The sequence below is a fragment of the Xanthomonas maliensis genome, from assembly GCF_009192945.1.
GTDB classification, from domain to species: Bacteria; Pseudomonadota; Gammaproteobacteria; order Xanthomonadales; family Xanthomonadaceae; genus Xanthomonas; species Xanthomonas maliensis.
The window spans coordinates 26873-42670 of record NZ_NSET01000065.1 but is presented as its reverse complement, the minus strand read 5'-3'; the positions used below and the strand labels follow the sequence as shown (position 1 = coordinate 42670).

The window sequence follows — 15798 nt, the reverse complement described above, 5'->3', positions numbered from 1 at the left end:
GCCATTGCCGCGCCCGATGCGGCCGTGCCGACCAGGCTGGCAACGCTCGCGAGACGTGCGCTGGACTGCATGGCAGGGGATTGGCGTCCTACGCCAGCGACGGCCTACGCTGGGCGATGCCGGCCGAGGACGAGAACAGCACGGTGTTCTGCGGTTCGTGCCTGCACGCGTACTGAAAGGCGACGCCACTGGGTACCCGCTCCAGCAGCGCGAAATTTCCGTGCGGTACGTCGATCACGCCGCCCAGCGCCTGGCGATACACCAGTGGCTGGATGCCTGGAATCATCGGCAGGATGCCGTCGAACTGGACGTTCATCACCGCCCTTTGGTGCGGCGCGAACGTCGCCACGATGGTGCGGCCCCGGATCAGCCTCACGACCACGTCCAGGGTATTGGACGTGGGCACATGGTGGAGTTGCAACATGATGCGTCCTTTCTGGATTCAAGCAGAAGATGCGTAGAGTTGCGTTGCACTGCCCATCGAACCAGGCGCCGCACACGCGGCGGTGGCGGCGCCTGGTTGTCGATTACCGCAGCCCGGCGCTGAGGATTTCGCGGGTGGCCACGCCATCGGAGGCGGTGTCGATCGAGTACAGGGTGGAGACGCCCTGGGTGGTCGAGGCCTGCATCGTCACGTAGGACTGTTGTTGGTTGTTGGTGGCGTTGTGGGCGGCGTTGGACAGCGCCTGGCTGGTGGCGACGAACAGGTTGCCCATTGCGATCGCCGGCGCGTCGCCGAGGACCTTGGTGTTGACCTGCGAGACGGAATCGGTGATCTGGCTGTTGACGGCAGTCGGAAAGGCCATGGTGAAAACTCCTTTAGGTAGAGAGAGGAGAAGAATCCGCAGCGGCAACGGTTAGCTGAGGATCTTCTTGGTCGCGGCACCGGTGGTGCCGGTATCGAGCGAGTACAGCAGCGATACACCCATCGTCGTCGCCGCCTGCGCGGTGACATACATCTGTTGTTGCGCGAGCGTCGCGTTATGGGCTGCGTTGGCCAGTGCTTGCGCGGTGGCCTGATACAGATTGCCCATTGCCGCAGCCGGTGCGCTTCCCAGCACCTGCAGGTTGGCTTGTGTGACCGAATCGGTGATCTGGTCGTTGACCGCAGTGGGAAATGCCATGCGATTGATTCCTTGGCGTCAGCAGGACGTCACACGCCCAGTATCTGTTTGGTGACGACGCCGGTGGTGGCGGTGTCGATGGAATAGAGCGTGGCGACGCCCATGGTGGTGGCCGACTGCGCGGTGACGTAGCTCTGCTGCTGCGCGTTGGTGGCGTTGTGAGCGGCGTTGGCGAGCGCTTGCGCGGTGGCCTGGTAGAGATTGCCCATCGCGATCGCCGGTGCGTCGCCCAGCACCTTGGTGTTGACCTGGGTGACGGAATCGGTGATCTGGTTGTTGACTGCGGTCGGGAATGCCATACGTGCTCCTTAGCTGTCTAAGATCAAGGTGGGCTTAGCCCAGGCCCTTGACGCCGGTGCTCAGCACCTGCTTGGTGGCGACGCCGGTGGTGGCGGTGTCGATGGAATAGAGCGTGGCCACGCCCATGGTGGTGGCTGACTGCGCGGTGACGTAACTCTGCTGCTGCGCATTGGTCGCGTTGTGGGCGGCATTGGCCAAGGCCTGTGCGGTGGCCTGGTAGAGATTGCCCATGGCGATGGCAGGCGCATCGCCCAGCACTTTGGTATTGGCTTGTGTGACCGAATCGGTGATCTGGTCGTTGACGGACGTCGGAAATGCCATGTCTCGCTCCTTGCTGATGCGGATGAGTGGATGGGTCGAACGCAACGGTGTCGTGGGCCGGCGTGCCGCTGTCGCCAGCGAAGCGAGGCGGGTGCGAGGTGTCACCGTGGGGCCAATGTAAGCCACCACCGTTGGCAAAGATCGGCGTGAATGACGAGGATCGCGGGCTTTTCAATGTGAAAGCATTGCCCGCCAGTCGCCATGGGGGCTGCGTTGCGCGGTGCTGCGCACGGCATGCGGTGGAATCACCGATGCATCGCGATGGAGTTCGCCAACGCCATGTGCGCTAGTGCTCGTCACGCCTTCAGGTCTTCACGTGCGCAACGGCCTGCCTGCTTTACGGCGGGATGTCTAGATCAGTCGTGCGGCGCGCGCCGCTAGCCGGGCGCGCGCAATGCTGCGGCGCAGGCTGCGCATCACAGGGCAAGCGCGGGATGGGTGGGCGCTCAGTGGGGCCAGTAGTGGCCTACGGCTGACCGGCGGAGGCCCTGTGATAGGACAGGCGCGGTTATCTGCCAGACGCGGGGTTAGCTGGTGCAGGCATACGCCAGGAGGGCGTGGCGCGTGCAGACGTCTGCACGCGTGGGCGCAGGGCTGCCCGGCTGCGGTCCGCTATCGCCATGGCAGACCGCTCCGGGCTCAGCGTGCGCTCAAGGTCCGTACTGCCTCGACCAGCACTGCCACGTGTTCCGGATCCATATCCGGCGACATGCCGTGCCCGAGGTTGAAGACATGGCCTTCGCGCGAGCCGCCATTGCCTTGCGCATAGCTGTCCAGCGCCTTGCCGACTTCGCTGCGGATCGCGTCCGGGCTGCCGTACAGCGTTGCCGGATCGAGGTTGCCCTGCAGCGCCACGCGGCCGTCGGCACGTTGGGCGGCATCGGCCAGCGAGATGGTCCAGTCCACGCCCACCGCTTCGGCGCCGCTGGCGGCCAGCTCGTCCACGTACGCACCGTTGCCCTTGCCGAACAGCACCAGCGGGGTGCGTTCGGCGCCGTCGCCGCGTTCGAGCTCGCGCGCGATCCGGGTCAGGTAGGGCAGCGAGAATTCGCGATACATCGCCGGCGACAGCACGCCGCCCCAGGTGTCGAAGACCTGCAGCGCCTGTGCGCCGGCGGCGCGTTGCGCCGCCAGGTAGGCGATCACCGCATCGGTAACGGTCTCCAGCAGTTGGTGCAGCAGCTGCGGTGCGTTGAAGGCCATGGCCTTGATGCGCGCATATTCCTTGCTGCCGCCGCCTTCGATCATGTAGCAGGCCAGGGTCCACGGGCTGCCGGAAAAGCCGATCAGCGGGACCGCACCGTCGAGCTCGCGGCGGATCAGCCGTACCGCGTCCATCACGTAGCGCAGTTCGGTTTCCATGTCCGGCACCGCCAGGCGTTGGATCGCCGCGGCGTCGCGCACCGGGTGGCGGAACTTGGGACCTTCGCCCTCGACGAAATACAGCTCCAGGCCCATCGCGTCGGGGATGGTCAGAATGTCGGAGAACAGGATCGCCGCGTCCAGCGGGAAGCGCTGCAGCGGCTGCAGGGTGATCTCGCAGGCGATGTCCGGATTCTTGGCCATGCCCAGGAAGCTGCCGGCACGCGCGCGGGTGGCGCGGTACTCGGGCAAGTAGCGACCGGCCTGGCGCATCAGCCAGACGGGGGTGCGGTCCACGGGCTGACGGTGCAGGGCACGCAGCAGGCGATCGTTCTTGAGCATGGAAGATGGTCCTCAGCGCGACGCGTCGGCGCCGCCGGTGATGAGTTGGAAGCCACGCTTGAGTTGGGTGTCGCGGGCTTTCTCGAAGGCGCGTCCGGCCTCGTCCTGTTGCAGGTACTGGTCGCGCCGCAGTTGGGTACGGCCGCCGATCTCGCCGCTCTCGCGCAGCAATTCCCAGCCGCCGAACAGATCCGGTTGCAAGGTCAGCTGGACATAGCGAAGCGGTGCATTGCCGCCGGCGTCGTGTTGCAGAAGGATGCGCATGCCGCCGATTGTAGCCGGGCGGTGCTGAAGCCCGCATTGGGCGCTGCCGGCGCCGGCCGTGCAGGCGAAGCGTCGAGGCATCGCCTCATCGTGTGCCGGGTGGCACGCTCGGCCGCCGTGGCCGCGCTAGCTGGCCAGGATTGCCAGCACCGCCGCTTCGTCGACGTCGGCGACGACCTCGGCCTGGCCAATGCCGCGCCACAGGACCAGTCGCAGCCGGCCGGCAACATTCTTCTTGTCCAACCGCATGCGGCCGAGCAAGGACTGCGGCGATAGCCCCGGCGGCAGCGCAGTCGGTAGCCCGAACGCCTGCAGCAACTCCACCAGTGCGGAGGTCTGGTCGGCATCGGCCATGCCCAGTGCGGCCGACAGCCGTGCTGCCAGCACCATGCCGACCGCGACCGCCTCGCCATGATTGAGGTTGTCGTTGCCGGGCGCGCCGTAGCCCTGCTCGGTTTCGATGGCATGGCCGAAGGTATGGCCCAGGTTGAGCAGGGCGCGTTCGCCCTTCTCGAGCGGATCGCGCGCCACGATCTCGGCCTTGTGCTCGCAGCTGCGGGCAATCGCCTGTGCCAGTGCGGCCGGGTCGCCATCCAGCAAGGCATGGCGCTCGGCATGCAGCCACTGGAAGAACAGCGGGTCGCGGATGGCACCGTACTTGACCACCTCGGCCAGGCCCGCACGCAGCTCGCGGGCCGGTAGGCTGCGCAGGGTGTCGGTGTCGGCGATCACTGCGCGCGGCGGATGGAAGGCACCCACCAGATTCTTGCCTTGCGGGATATCCACCGCGGTCTTGCCGCCGACCGACGAGTCCACCATGGCCAGCAGCGTGGTGGGGAGTTGCACGCAGTCGACTCCGCGCATCCAGCACGCGGCCGCAAAGCCGGCCAGGTCGCCGACCACGCCGCCACCCAGGGCGAACACACAGGCATCGCGGGTGGCGCCCAGTTCGGCCAGGGCGGTGATCGCTGCGCCGAAGTTGTCCAGGGTCTTGGAGGCTTCGCCGGCGGCGATGACCAACTCGCCCAGGCGCAGCTCCGGGCGCGCCTGCAGCAGGGCGCTGCGGACGCCGGCGGCGTAGCGCGGGGCGACGTGCGAGTCGCTGACCAGCAAGGCGTGGCGGCCGCGCACGTGGCCGGCCAGACGCGCGCCATCGGCCAGCAGGCCGGGGGCGATGGTGATGGTGTAGGGCAGGGCACCGTCGACCTGGACGCTGCGCGAAGAACGGGAAGAAGTCATGCGGGAGTGCTCGACATGCGCCACTGCGCGGCCAATCGCAGCACCAGCTGCGCGGTGGCCTCGCCGGGCGAGAGGTGATCGGTTTCCAGGCTGAGGTCGGCGACCTCGCGGTACAGCGGGGTGCGCTGCTCGGCCAGGGCGTACAAGACCTGCTCGCGGTCCGGTCGTTGCAGCAGGGGGCGGTTGCGGTCGCGCACCAGGCGGGTCAATTGCGCCGGCACGCTGACATGCAGATACACCACGAAGCTGCGGCTGCTCAGCTGTTGCCGGTTGTGCGGGTCGAGGATGGCGCCGCCGCCGGTGGAGATCAGCGTATTGTCCTGCGCCAGCAGCGCCTGCAGCACGTCGCGCTCGTACTGGCGGAAGCGCTCCTCGCCATCGCTGGCGAAGATCTCCGGGATGCTGGCGCCGGCGCGCTCGACGATGGCCTGGTCGACATCGACGAAGTCCAGCCCGAAGCGCTCGGCCAAGCGGCGGCCGATGCAGCTCTTTCCGGCGCCCATCGGGCCGACCATCGCGAGATTGGGAGCGGGATTCATCCCCTGCGATCCTAACATTCGCTTGGCGTGTCGGGAGCGATGGGCCCCGTTGCGCGCACGCGGCGGCGTGCCGGCGGGTGCGTCCAGCGGTCGCGCCGGCGGCATAGGCGAAAGCGCACCGATGCGCCCACAATAGGCATCTTCTTCGCTGCCCTTGTGCCGTCATGCCCGACCTGTATGCAGAAGCCCTGGCCACCTTTTCCGCGCTGTACGCCGAAGCGCACGACAGCGCCGAGATCGAACCCAGCGCCATGACCGTGGCGACCGCCAGCGTCGATGGCCGGCCGAGCGCGCGCACCGTGCTGCTGAAGGCCTTCGATGCGCGTGGGTTCGTGTTCTACACCCATCTGGACAGTGCCAAGGGCCGCGACCTGCAGACCCACCCGCAGGCGGCGCTGCTGTTCCTGTGGCGCAGCCTGCGCGAAGCCGGGATCCAGGTGCGTATCGAAGGCGGGGTGCAACTGGTGGGCGCGGAGGAAGCCGACGCCTACTTCGCCTCGCGGCCGCGCATGAGTCAGATTGGCGCGTGGGCCTCGCAGCAGTCGCAGCCGTTGGCCTCGCGCGAGGAGTTCGATGCGGCGATCGCCAAGGTCGAAGCCACGTTCGACGGCCGCGAGGTCCCGCGCCCGGAAGGCTGGGGCGGGTTTCGGGTGGTGCCGCAGGCCTTCGAATTCTGGTATGGCGCCAAGTTCCGCCTGCATGAGCGCTGGCGCTACGAAGCCGACATGGCCAGCCATTGGAGCAAGCGGATGCTGTATCCCTGAGCGCCGGGCCGGGGGCGTGGCTGCCAGCTGTCTCGGCCAAGCGGTTGCCCCACGCTCGGATCGGATGGCCTGTCGGCAGTGCTGCGGCCGCACCGTCCAGGCATGAGGGCGACGCTGTCGGGGCGCCGGAACCCTCCCGCTTGGCCGCTGAATGCCCGCCTGGGCGTGCCGTTCTGCTGGTCGCCAACTGTCTGTACTATGTTGGCCCATCGCATGCCCAACGGACAGGACAGCCATGACGCAGTACACCACCGTCGCCTTGCATGGCCTGCTGGCCGAGCGCTATCACGACCTGCCGATCCACGTCGAACTTGTTGATGGGCTGGAGCCCGCCATCAACCTGACCCTGGGCGACCACGGCGACATGCAGATCCAGGTTGCCGCGTCCGGTTCGCAGATATTCGTCTCCACGCTGTTGGTGATGGGCGATCACGTCAAGGACCGCGCCGCCTTCAACGATGCCTGCATGCGGCTCAATCCGCTCAATCCGTTGTCCAACCTGGGCCTGGTGCAAATGGACGGCAAGGACGCCTATATCGTGTTCGGCGAACTGGCGGCCTCGTCCACCCTCGATCAGATCGACGAGGAAATCCACACCCTGGCGACCAACACCCTGGACGCTGCCGAATCCCTCAAGCCGTTCTTTTCCTAAGGGCCTGTTGTCATGAGTATCTTTTCCAAGCTGATCACGCTGCTGCGCGGCGGCGCACATGAGGCCGGACAGAAGGCCGTCGATGCCAATGCGCTGCGCATCCTGGATCAGGAAATGCGCGATGCCGGAACCCAGCTCACCCGCTCGCGCGAAGAGCTGACCAAGCTGATGGCGCAGAGCAAGCTGGCGCAGCAGAAGATCGACGCGCGCGCCGACAAAATGGCCGAGTACACCCGCTATATCGAAGGTGCGCTGGCCAAGGGCGACGAGGCGCTGGCGCACGACGTGGCGGTGAAGCTGGCGGCGCTGGAAAGCGAGGACGCTGGCGACAAGACCACCAAGGCGGCGCTGGATCAGTCGGTCCTCACCCTCAAGGCCACCATCCAGAAGACCGAGAACCAGCTGCGCGGCATGCGTCAGCAGATCGATACCGTCAAGGCGACCGATGCCGTCCAGCGTGCGCAGGCTGCCATCGCCGCGCGCCATTCCGGTGCCAATAGCAAGATGGGCTCGGCGCTGGAGTCGCTGGAGCGGATCAAGTCGCGCCAGGCCGAGACGGCGGCGCGGATCGAATCGGCCGAGGAGCTGGAATCCTCCAGCGGCGACGGCGACCTGAACCGTCGGCTGGCGGCTGCCGGGCTGATGGACGGCGAGTCCAATGCCGCCGCCGTGCTGGCCCGCTTCAAGAAGCCGGCCCAGCAGCTGGGTCACGACAACGCCGGGGGCACCGCGCCGCTGATCGGCCAGGTCCGCGACGTGCAGCAGGTGCCGCGCAGCGACAGCTGAGCGAGCGGCCACGGCACAGGATGCGCCATGCGCAAGGTTGGACCAGCGCAACCTGCAGCGCGACGCCGTGTGACGCGGCGCGTGGGGCTTGTACGCCATGAGGTGCAGGCCGAGGTGCTGGTCGATCAGCGCGGGGCCGTGGTGCGACTGAGGGGCCCTGCGATCGCGGAACGACCGCGACCGATACGCTAGCGTGCAGCAGGTCGGGCCAGTGCTTGCCATCTCCGTCGGCGACCTGCCGCGATCGCGCGCCGGCATCAGCGCGCCTCGGCACATGACCGCGTTGCCACTGCGATCCTTCGGCATCGTCCGCTGGACGCTGCGCGAACAAACCCGCTTGTCGGTCCATGCGATGCTGTACGACCTGGCCGAGCAGCGGTCTCCGCGCAGGCCATCACCCGGCCGGGCGTGTCTGCGTCCGTCGCCTTTCCATCCCGATTGCCCACAGGTGCATGACGATGAGCTTCTTCAATAAATTGTTCGGCCAACCGCAACCTCCGCCGTTGCCCACCGGCAGCGGTGCGATTGGCCATGCGCTGCCGCTGGGATTGCGGGTCGGCGGGCAGGTCGCCATCGACACCACGCTGTATCGCATGGCGCCGGAGGCGATGACGGCCGAGCTGCCTGGCGGCAATCAGGGCATTCCCTGCTACGGCTACGTCGATCTGGGCGATGGTTATGCCTTGCATCGCTTCTATCTCGACGACGATGCGTTTCTGCAGGTCACCACCGTCGGCGGCGATGTCGAGGCGATGAAGGCCTTCGTGTTCTGCGAGACGGTCAACCCGCAGAGCAAGCAGGCGTTTCAGGATTTCGTGCTGCAGCATCCGCACCTGGGTGCCGCGCAGATCGACTATGCGGGCAAGCGCTGGGAGCGGGCGACCCAGTCCACCGACACGCTCGGGCGTATCCCGGCGATCGCCTACGACGAAGTGCTGTACCGCTACCAGCCGCCGCGCCCCGATGGCGACCTGACCCATTACGCCATGCTCTACAGTCGCGCGGTGCCCGAACTGCAGCGCGACGAATTCCTGCTGGTCACCGGCGAAGACTCCGGTCCCAACGAGTTCTGCATCACCTATGCGGTCGGGATCGACGTCACCCAGGCCGACCTGGACATCACCTGAGCCTCTCCTTCCTCATTCCGGTCCTGCCATGACTCCGATCACTCTGCACAGCCTGCTCGCCTTTCTTTCCTATGTCGGTACCGGCCTGGGCGTGTTGGTCATCGCCACTGTGGTGGTAACGCTGGTCACCCCGCATCGCGATTTCACCTTGTTACGTCAGGGCAATGCCGCAGCGGCGACTGCGCTTGCCGGCAACCTGATCGGCATCGCGCTGCCCTTGCACTCGGCGATCAGCCACTCGGTCAGCCTGCTCGACGCGCTGATCTGGGGCGGCGTCGCTGTGGTGGTGCAGGTCGTGGCCCATCTGCTGGCCAACCTGGTGGCGGGGCGGATCTCGCGGCAGATCACCGACAACGTCATCTCGGCGGGAATCTTCTCGGCGGGCGTCTCGGTATCGGTCGGCCTGATCAACGCCGCGGCGATCACGCCGTAACGGAGCCTGGCATGAAACGCTCGCGCAATCTCAAGCTCACCTTGATGGCCGCCGTGCCGGCGGCGCTGCTGACCGGCTGCGGGTCCGAGCCGGAAACCGGCGTCGTGCTGCAGTCGGCGTCGGACTGTTATCAGCTCAAGCAGGAACAGGGCAGCATCGAGCAGTGCCTGAAGGCCTACGACGAAGCCACCGCCAAGCACCGGCAATCGGCGCCGCGCTTCGGCAGCCGCTATGAGTGCGATGCCCAGTTCGGCAGCTGCACCGAGGTGGACGAACAGGGCCAGCACAGCTGGATTCCGCCGATGGGTGGTTTCCTGCTCGGCTATGCGCTGGGCAATATGACCAGCGGGGGCAGCTACGGCTATCGCTATGGTGGCGCCATCCCCTTGTATCGCGACTATCGCAGCGGCGGCTTCTACAAGCCCAACGGCGACCTGGCCAGCGACCGTATCGGCACCGTGCGTGGCCGCAGTGGCGCCATCGACATGCCAACGCGGGCGATCACCGTGTCGCGCTCGGGTTTCGGTTCCAGTGCCGCTGCGCGCAGCTCCTTCGGTGGTGGCCGCAGCAGCGGCTTCGGCGGCTGACATGCGACGCATCGCCATCGCCGAGCGCCCGGACTGGCGCGACCAGGCCGAGTCGCTCGGTTTCCACTTCCACACCATCGATGGCGAGCCGTACTGGGACGAACAGGCCTACTACGCGTTTTCGCTGCGGCAGATCGAGGACGACATCGAGGCGCCTACCCAGGAGCTGCATGACATGGCGATGCAGCTGGTCGACGAGGTGGTCGGCTCGGACGCATTGCTGAGTCGGCTGGCCATCCCGGCGTTCTATTGGGACTGGATCGCCGCCTCGTGGAAAAACCGCGACCCGCATCTGTACGGACGCATGGACCTGGCCTATGCCGGCGACGGCCCGGCCAAACTCTACGAGCTCAATTACGACACGCCGACGTCGTTGTACGAAGCGGCGTACTTCCAGTGGTTGTGGCTCGAACAACGCATCGCCGACGGCGCGCTGCCGCCGGGCACGGATCAGTACAACCTGATCCAGGACCTGCTGTGCGAGACGCTGGGCACGCTGGCGCTGGACGGCGCGATCGGCCCGCGGATGCATTTCTCCGCGGTGCGCGATTCGCTGGAGGATCAGGCGACCGTGCGTTATCTGCGCGATTGCGCGCACCAGGTGGGTATCGCGACCGAAGAAGTGGCCATCGAGGACATCGGCCTGAGCGCCGAGGGCTGGTTCACCGATACCCAGGATCAGGTGATCCACACCTTGTTCAAGCTGTACCCGCTGGAATTCATGATGGAAGAACGCTTCGGTCCGGCGCTGTGCGCCAACCGCGTTCGCCTGATCGAGCCGGCCTGGAAGGCGGTGCTCAGCAACAAGGGCATCCTGCCCTTGCTGTGGGAACGCCATCAAGGTCATCCCAATCTGCTGCCGGCACGCTTTGCCGACGGCAATGAGGCGCCATCGGCAGGCTGGGTGCGCAAGCCGCTGCTGTCGCGCGAGGGCGCCAACATCGCTCTGGTGACCGCGCAGGGGCTGGTCGCGCAGACCGATGGCCCGTATCCGGATGGTCCGGCAATCCTGCAGGCGCATCATCCGCTGCCGGTGTTCGCGGGCCGGCATGCGTTGGTAGGCAGCTGGGTGGTCGCCGACCGTGCCGCCGGACTGGGCATGCGCGACGACGATGGCCCGATCACCCGCGACAGCTCGCGCTTCGTCCCGCACGTCATCGTCGACTAAGCGCAAGCCGTGCGCCGGCGTCGGCCGGGTAGGGTGGAGCGGCGTGACGTCTGGCGGGGCCGACGCCGTATCTGCAGTGGCGGGGTTTTCCACACCCCCTGTGGATGAAAACTGCACAAGGCTGTGGACAAGTGGTCTCGGCCCCCGGCCCGCAAGGCTGTCAAGAGGGGTGGTCAAAATTTGACCATCGCGTGACAGCGCGAACCGGTGTGCTGTCGGTCTGTAGGCGCGGCGCTTCTGGCCGACGCATCGCATGCGCAGATCACACCGGTGCCGGCAAGGCGCGCGACGGACAGTGCTGCAGCCGGCGGCAGTCGTCCGAGCAAACCGCACATGCGTGCTTGACGACGGCTGGCGGCCCGCACCCGCCGGCGAGGCGATGACGCCAGCGCCGATCGTTACAGCCGCTGCACCAGCCAGTGGCTTGCCACCGCGAGCAGCCAACACAGTGCGAAAGGACCCAGGTAGGCGGCCGCGGGTACCCGTGGTAGCAGCAGCGCAAACAGCGTTCCGGCGATCGCCAGCACGCTCGCCACGCTGATCGCTTCGCCCAATTGCAGCGCGGCGCTGCTACGCCCTTGCTGTGTCGTATTCGCCAGTGCCAGCACCGACAGGCTGGGCAGCAGCAGCCCCATGCCGACACCGCACAGGCCCCAGCCGGCGATCGCCACCACGACCGGGAACGCTGGCCACAGCGCGCCGCTGTTGATTGCCAGGCCGAGCAGGAGCCAGCGCACACCCAGTGCAGGCAAGCCCGTGCGTTGCGTCGGCAGGCGGCGGCGACCTTGCAACCAGGAACCGGCCGACCAACCCAGTGCGCCCACGCTCAACGCGAGCCCGGCCAACCACGGTGACAGCGCCCGCTCGCGCGTCAGCAGCAATGGCAGGAAGGCTTCCACGCCATAGAACGCGGCGGCGGTAATGCCGCGCAGCGCAACGGCCGTCGGTAGCCCGCGTGCCAGCCGCAACGTGCCGGCCGGCAGCAGGCGCCAGGCGCACACGGCGGTGAGCGCACTGGCCAGCACCACCAAGGCGGCGGCGCCGGCGCCGTGCAACCGAGCGCCAACGGAGATGCTCAGGATTGCCGCCGCCGCGGCAATCGCCCATCCAAGTGCACCTGCGTGCGCGGTCGCGGCCCCGCCAACACGGCCCTGGGTACGGATCGCTGGCCACAGCAGCGCGGTGATCGGCACGGCCAGCATCGGCACGGCCAGAAAGACCCAGCGCCAGCCGAACTGGCCGACGATCCAGCCGGCAACGCTGGGCCCGACCAGCGAGGGCACCACCCAGCCGGCGGAGAAGGCCGCCAGCACCTGGGGCCTGAGCGCAGGTGGATACAGGCGGCCCACCAACACATACAGCGCCACCACATAGGCGCCACTGCCCACCCCCTGCAGCAGTCGCCCAGCGATCAGTTGCGGCATTCCTGGCGCCAGGCCAGCGGCCAACAGCCCGGCCACGAAGCACACCATGCCCAGCGCGAGCATGCGGGCGGGTCCATGACGATCGCAGCCCCGACCGGCGATGGTCATGCCGACCACGCTGCCGGCGAGCGTCGCACTGAAGGCCAGCGCGTACAGCGCCACGCCAGCGAGTGCGCGGACCACCGATGGCATCGCTGCGGCCACCGCCATCGCTTCGAAGGCGCCAAGTGCGACCAGGCTCACCATCGCCCCGGTTGTCGCCCGATAGCGCGCTCCGAGGATGCTGTCTGCCCTGCGTGCCGCTGTAGCAGCAGGGGTGGATGCGGGGCAGGTGCGGTCGGTCATCGGATCTCCGGAGACGCTGCGGTGGGCGACGCAGGTGGTTGCGCCGAGTGAGCGCGGGGCAGCATGCTTGCTCAACCAAGGTTGAGGTCAAGGCGATGGGGCAGGAGCTATCGGTGGGCGAGGTGGCCAAGCGCAGCGGCGTGGCGGTGTCGGCCCTGCACTTCTACGAACGCAAGGGGTTGATCCGCAGCCTGCGCACCGCTGGCAATCAACGGCGGTATGCCCGCGATGTGTTACGCCGCATTGCGGTGATCCGTGTTGCCCAGCGGCTGGGAATTCCATTGCAGCAGGTGCTGGCGGCGTTCGCGCTGCTGCCGGCGCAGCGCACGCCCACGCGCGCGGAGTGGGCGCGCATGTCGGCGTGCTGGCGCGCCCAGCTGGATGCGCGTATCGCCGAGTTGCAGGACCTGCGCGATCAACTGAGCGAATGCATCGGCTGTGGATGCCTGTCGTTGCGCCGCTGTCGCCTGAGCAATCCTGGCGATGTGCTGGGCAAGCACGGCGACGGCGCGGTGCGACTGGCCTCGCTGCGCGCGCGTTGAGCTGACGTCACGCTCGTGCGACCGCATCGGCTTGCTCTGTTCTAAGATTTCGGTGATCCCCCCGCCGCAGGATTCTGCAATGAGCCCTCGTTTGCGCCGCTTCGCCTCCGTTCCCTTCCTGCTGGCCAGCCTGGTGGCCCCGGCGTTTGCCGCGCCGGCCAGCGATAGCGGTTTCGATCCGCAGGCCTTGTTCGCCCCGTTGCAGTTGCCGGAACCGCCCACTGCCTATCGCGGCGGCAGTGGCTTGCCGGGGCCGGCCTTCTGGCAGAACCGCGCCGATTACCGGCTGCAGGCCAGTATCGACCCCGCCAGCCATCAGCTCAGCGGCGAGGCCGCCATCCGCTATACCAACAACAGTCCCGATGCGTTGGACGTGCTGTGGTTGCAGTTGGACCAGAACATCTACCGTGCCGATGCCCGTGCCGCGGCCAGCCGCCCCGCGCGGCGCACGCAATTCACCGACGGCATGCAGATCGCCAGCGTGGAAGTCGACATGGGCAACGGCCGCCAGGCGGTGCCTTATCTGGTCGATGACACTCGCCTGCGGGTGGATCTGCCGCAGCCACTGAGCGGGCAGGGCAAGACGTTGACGCTGCATATTCGTTATCGCTACCAGATCCCCGGTACCTGGGGCGGCCGCACGGCGGTCAGTAGCAGCAAGCAGGGCGAGATCTACGAGATCGCGCAGTGGTATCCGCGCATGGCGGTCTACGACGATCTGCGTGGCTGGGACACGCAACCGTATCTCGGTGCCGAGTTCTACCTGGAGTACGGCGATTTCGACTACGCGGTGACGGTGCCCGAGGGCTTCCTGGTCGCCGGTTCAGGTGCGCTCGTCAATCCGCAGGAGGTGCTCAGCGCGGCCGAGCAGCAGCGGCTGGCGCAGGCGCGTCGCAGCGACCGCACGGTGGTGATCCGCACGCCCGAGGAGGTGGCTGCGCACGTGGCTGCGGCGGCAACGGGCCGCACGCGCACCTGGCGCTTCCACATGGACCATACCCGCGATGTCGCCTTCGCGGCGTCGCCGGCCTTTGTCTGGGACGCAGCCCGCATCAACCTGCCCGAGGGCAAGCAGTCGCTGGCGATGTCGGTCTATCCGGCCGAGGGTCTTGGTGCCGACAAATGGGGACGCTCGACCGAATACGTCAAAGGCGCGATCGAGCACTTCTCGCAGTGGTATCCCTATCCGTGGCCCGCCGCGGTCAACCTGGGCGGCTACGGCGCCGGCATGGAATATCCGGGAATCGTCTTCGACGGTTTCGAGGACGGTGGCAAGGATCTGTTCTGGATCACCGCCCACGAAATCGGCCATACCTGGTTCCCGATGATCGTCGGCTCCAATGAACGGCGGCATGCGTTCATGGACGAGGGCTTCAATACGTTCATCGACGTCTATGCCTCGGATGCCTTCAACAAGGGCGAATACGCGCCCAAGCGCGATTCCGAATATGCCCCCAAGGGCGGCAATCCGGTCGACGAGATCCTGCCGCTGCTGGCCGATGCGAAGGCGCCGACCCTGATGGATCGTGCCGACGCCATCAGCGAGACGTATCGGCACTCGCTGATCTACTTCAAGGGAGCGTTGGGGTTGGTGTTGTTGCGTGAGCAGATCCTGGGGCCGGCGCGCTTCGATCGTGCGTTCAAGCGCTACATCGCCACCTGGGCCTACCGCCACCCGACGCCGTCGGATTTCTTCCGCCTGATGGAAAGCGAGAGCGGCGAGGATCTGTCTTGGTGGTGGCGCGGTTGGTACTTCAACAACTGGCAACTGGATATGGGCATCAGCGATGCGCACTACATCGATCACGATCCGGCCAAGGGCGTGCAGCTGACCCTACATAGCCAACAGAAGCTGGTCTTGCCGGTGACTGTCCGCGCTGAGCTCGCCGACGGCGGCCATCTGGATCGCCGCGTGCCGGTGGAAGTGTGGATGCAGGAGCGTGCGCCGCAACTGGTGCTGCCGACCCGGCAGAAAGTGCTGCGGGTGATCGTCGATCCCGACCACGTGCTGCCCGATGCGGACCGGGGCGATAACCAGCGCAACGTAGCGAACTGAGCTGTCGCGGGCGCGTAGCCGGCCACGCACGTGGCCGGGCGTGCTCAGTATCGGCCAATGCCCCCTGGCATTCGTGCTGACACGCGCGCCCATTCCCGGTTTGACGACAACACAGTGCAGCGCAATCGATTGCGCTGCGCGTTGCGATATCCGAGAAGTGTTCCGTGTGCTGCCGCGCGCTTGGCGCGGCGGAAAACCCTCTGTGCATCGCGTCTGCGATGAGGTGGATGTCGCGATTTTGCGCAGGCGTGTGCGATGCCTGCATCAGGCATGCGCATAGCGAGCGAGCGCATCGGCAATGTGATGCTCTTGACCTTATCGAGCTGGTAACGCTTACAGCCGCGATACGTCTCTATATGCTGACGGACTCGAGTGTGCGTCCGCGCACTGTCGCGACGTGCGCGATAGTCGCTTTGTTGCAAC

19 protein-coding genes are annotated in these 15798 nt (G+C 66.9%); 9 read left to right on the top strand and 10 right to left on the bottom strand.

Annotated features, from left to right (window positions below; genetic code table 11):
* Positions 1-88: 88 nt before the first annotated feature.
* The 9 genes from CKY51_RS19270 to CKY51_RS19230 all read right to left on the bottom strand — a co-directional run bounded on the left by CKY51_RS19270 (position 89) and on the right by CKY51_RS19230 (position 5491).
* Entirely contained in the window at positions 89-424 is a 336-nt protein-coding gene (locus CKY51_RS19270; protein WP_022973267.1) for a hypothetical protein, read from the bottom strand.
* Between the two features lie 103 nt (positions 425-527).
* Entirely contained in the window at positions 528-806 is a 279-nt protein-coding gene (locus CKY51_RS19265) for a RebB family R body protein (RefSeq protein WP_022973268.1), read from the bottom strand.
* A gap of 51 nt (positions 807-857) precedes the next feature.
* Positions 858-1124, bottom strand: a complete 267-nt coding sequence (locus CKY51_RS19260) for a RebB family R body protein (protein ID WP_152249687.1) — start codon at positions 1122-1124, stop codon at positions 858-860.
* A gap of 29 nt (positions 1125-1153) precedes the next feature.
* Positions 1154-1423 (bottom strand): RebB family R body protein, encoded by a 270-nt coding sequence (locus CKY51_RS19255; RefSeq protein ID WP_022973269.1) that lies wholly within the window; start codon positions 1421-1423, stop codon positions 1154-1156.
* A gap of 34 nt (positions 1424-1457) precedes the next feature.
* Positions 1458-1745, bottom strand: a complete 288-nt coding sequence (locus CKY51_RS19250; RefSeq protein ID WP_152249686.1) for a RebB family R body protein — start codon at positions 1743-1745, stop codon at positions 1458-1460.
* Positions 1746-2384: 639 nt separating this feature from the next.
* Positions 2385-3449, bottom strand: a complete 1065-nt coding sequence (hemE, locus tag CKY51_RS19245; RefSeq protein ID WP_022973271.1) for a uroporphyrinogen decarboxylase — start codon at positions 3447-3449, stop codon at positions 2385-2387.
* Positions 3450-3461: 12 nt separating this feature from the next.
* Positions 3462-3713 (bottom strand): WGR domain-containing protein, encoded by a 252-nt coding sequence (locus CKY51_RS19240; RefSeq protein WP_022973272.1) that lies wholly within the window; start codon positions 3711-3713, stop codon positions 3462-3464.
* A gap of 126 nt (positions 3714-3839) precedes the next feature.
* Positions 3840-4952 carry a 3-dehydroquinate synthase gene (gene aroB / locus CKY51_RS19235; protein ID WP_022973273.1) on the bottom strand — a complete coding sequence of 371 codons (1113 nt, stop codon included), beginning with the start codon at positions 4950-4952 and terminating at the stop codon, positions 3840-3842.
* Complete coding sequence (locus CKY51_RS19230) at positions 4949-5491, bottom strand: shikimate kinase (RefSeq protein ID WP_022973274.1); 543 nt, start codon at positions 5489-5491, stop codon at positions 4949-4951. The genes aroB and CKY51_RS19230 overlap by 4 nt, the downstream gene beginning before the upstream one ends.
* Before the next feature lie 164 nt (positions 5492-5655).
* Here CKY51_RS19230 and pdxH point away from each other — a divergent pair, with 164 nt between their 5' ends.
* The 7 genes from pdxH to CKY51_RS19195 all read left to right on the top strand — a co-directional run bounded on the left by pdxH (position 5656) and on the right by CKY51_RS19195 (position 11008).
* Entirely contained in the window at positions 5656-6255 is a 600-nt protein-coding gene (gene pdxH / locus CKY51_RS19225) for a pyridoxamine 5'-phosphate oxidase (RefSeq protein WP_022973275.1), read from the top strand.
* 235 nt (positions 6256-6490) lie between these two features.
* Positions 6491-6907 (top strand): YjfI family protein, encoded by a 417-nt coding sequence (locus CKY51_RS19220; protein ID WP_022973276.1) that lies wholly within the window; start codon positions 6491-6493, stop codon positions 6905-6907.
* A gap of 12 nt (positions 6908-6919) precedes the next feature.
* Positions 6920-7693 (top strand): PspA/IM30 family protein, encoded by a 774-nt coding sequence (locus CKY51_RS19215; RefSeq protein ID WP_152249685.1) that lies wholly within the window; start codon positions 6920-6922, stop codon positions 7691-7693.
* A 452-nt stretch (positions 7694-8145) separates the two neighbouring features.
* Positions 8146-8820, top strand: coding sequence for a YjfK family protein (locus CKY51_RS19210; RefSeq protein ID WP_031340271.1), 675 nt, complete (start codon positions 8146-8148; stop codon positions 8818-8820).
* Positions 8821-8848: 28 nt separating this feature from the next.
* Positions 8849-9253, top strand: a complete 405-nt coding sequence (locus CKY51_RS19205; RefSeq protein ID WP_152249684.1) for a DUF350 domain-containing protein — start codon at positions 8849-8851, stop codon at positions 9251-9253.
* An 11-nt stretch (positions 9254-9264) separates the two neighbouring features.
* Positions 9265-9840: a DUF1190 domain-containing protein gene (locus CKY51_RS19200; RefSeq protein ID WP_022973280.1), complete on the top strand. Its 576-nt coding sequence runs from the start codon at positions 9265-9267 to the stop codon at positions 9838-9840.
* A 1-nt stretch (position 9841) separates the two neighbouring features.
* On the top strand, positions 9842-11008 hold the full coding sequence (locus tag CKY51_RS19195; RefSeq protein WP_022973281.1) for a glutathionylspermidine synthase family protein: 1167 nt from the start codon (positions 9842-9844) through the stop codon (positions 11006-11008).
* A gap of 398 nt (positions 11009-11406) precedes the next feature.
* On the opposite strand, the gene CKY51_RS19190 is transcribed toward CKY51_RS19195, so the two are convergent.
* Positions 11407-12777, bottom strand: a complete 1371-nt coding sequence (locus CKY51_RS19190; protein WP_031340273.1) for an MFS transporter — start codon at positions 12775-12777, stop codon at positions 11407-11409.
* 95 nt (positions 12778-12872) lie between these two features.
* Here CKY51_RS19190 and soxR point away from each other — a divergent pair, with 95 nt between their 5' ends.
* The gene (gene soxR / locus CKY51_RS19185; protein ID WP_022973283.1) at positions 12873-13319 is read left to right on the top strand and encodes a redox-sensitive transcriptional activator SoxR; all 447 of its coding nucleotides are present in this window, start codon (positions 12873-12875) and stop codon (positions 13317-13319) included.
* A gap of 79 nt (positions 13320-13398) precedes the next feature.
* Positions 13399-15375, top strand: a complete 1977-nt coding sequence (locus CKY51_RS19180; protein ID WP_031340274.1) for a M1 family metallopeptidase — start codon at positions 13399-13401, stop codon at positions 15373-15375.
* Positions 15376-15798 lie beyond the last annotated feature (423 nt).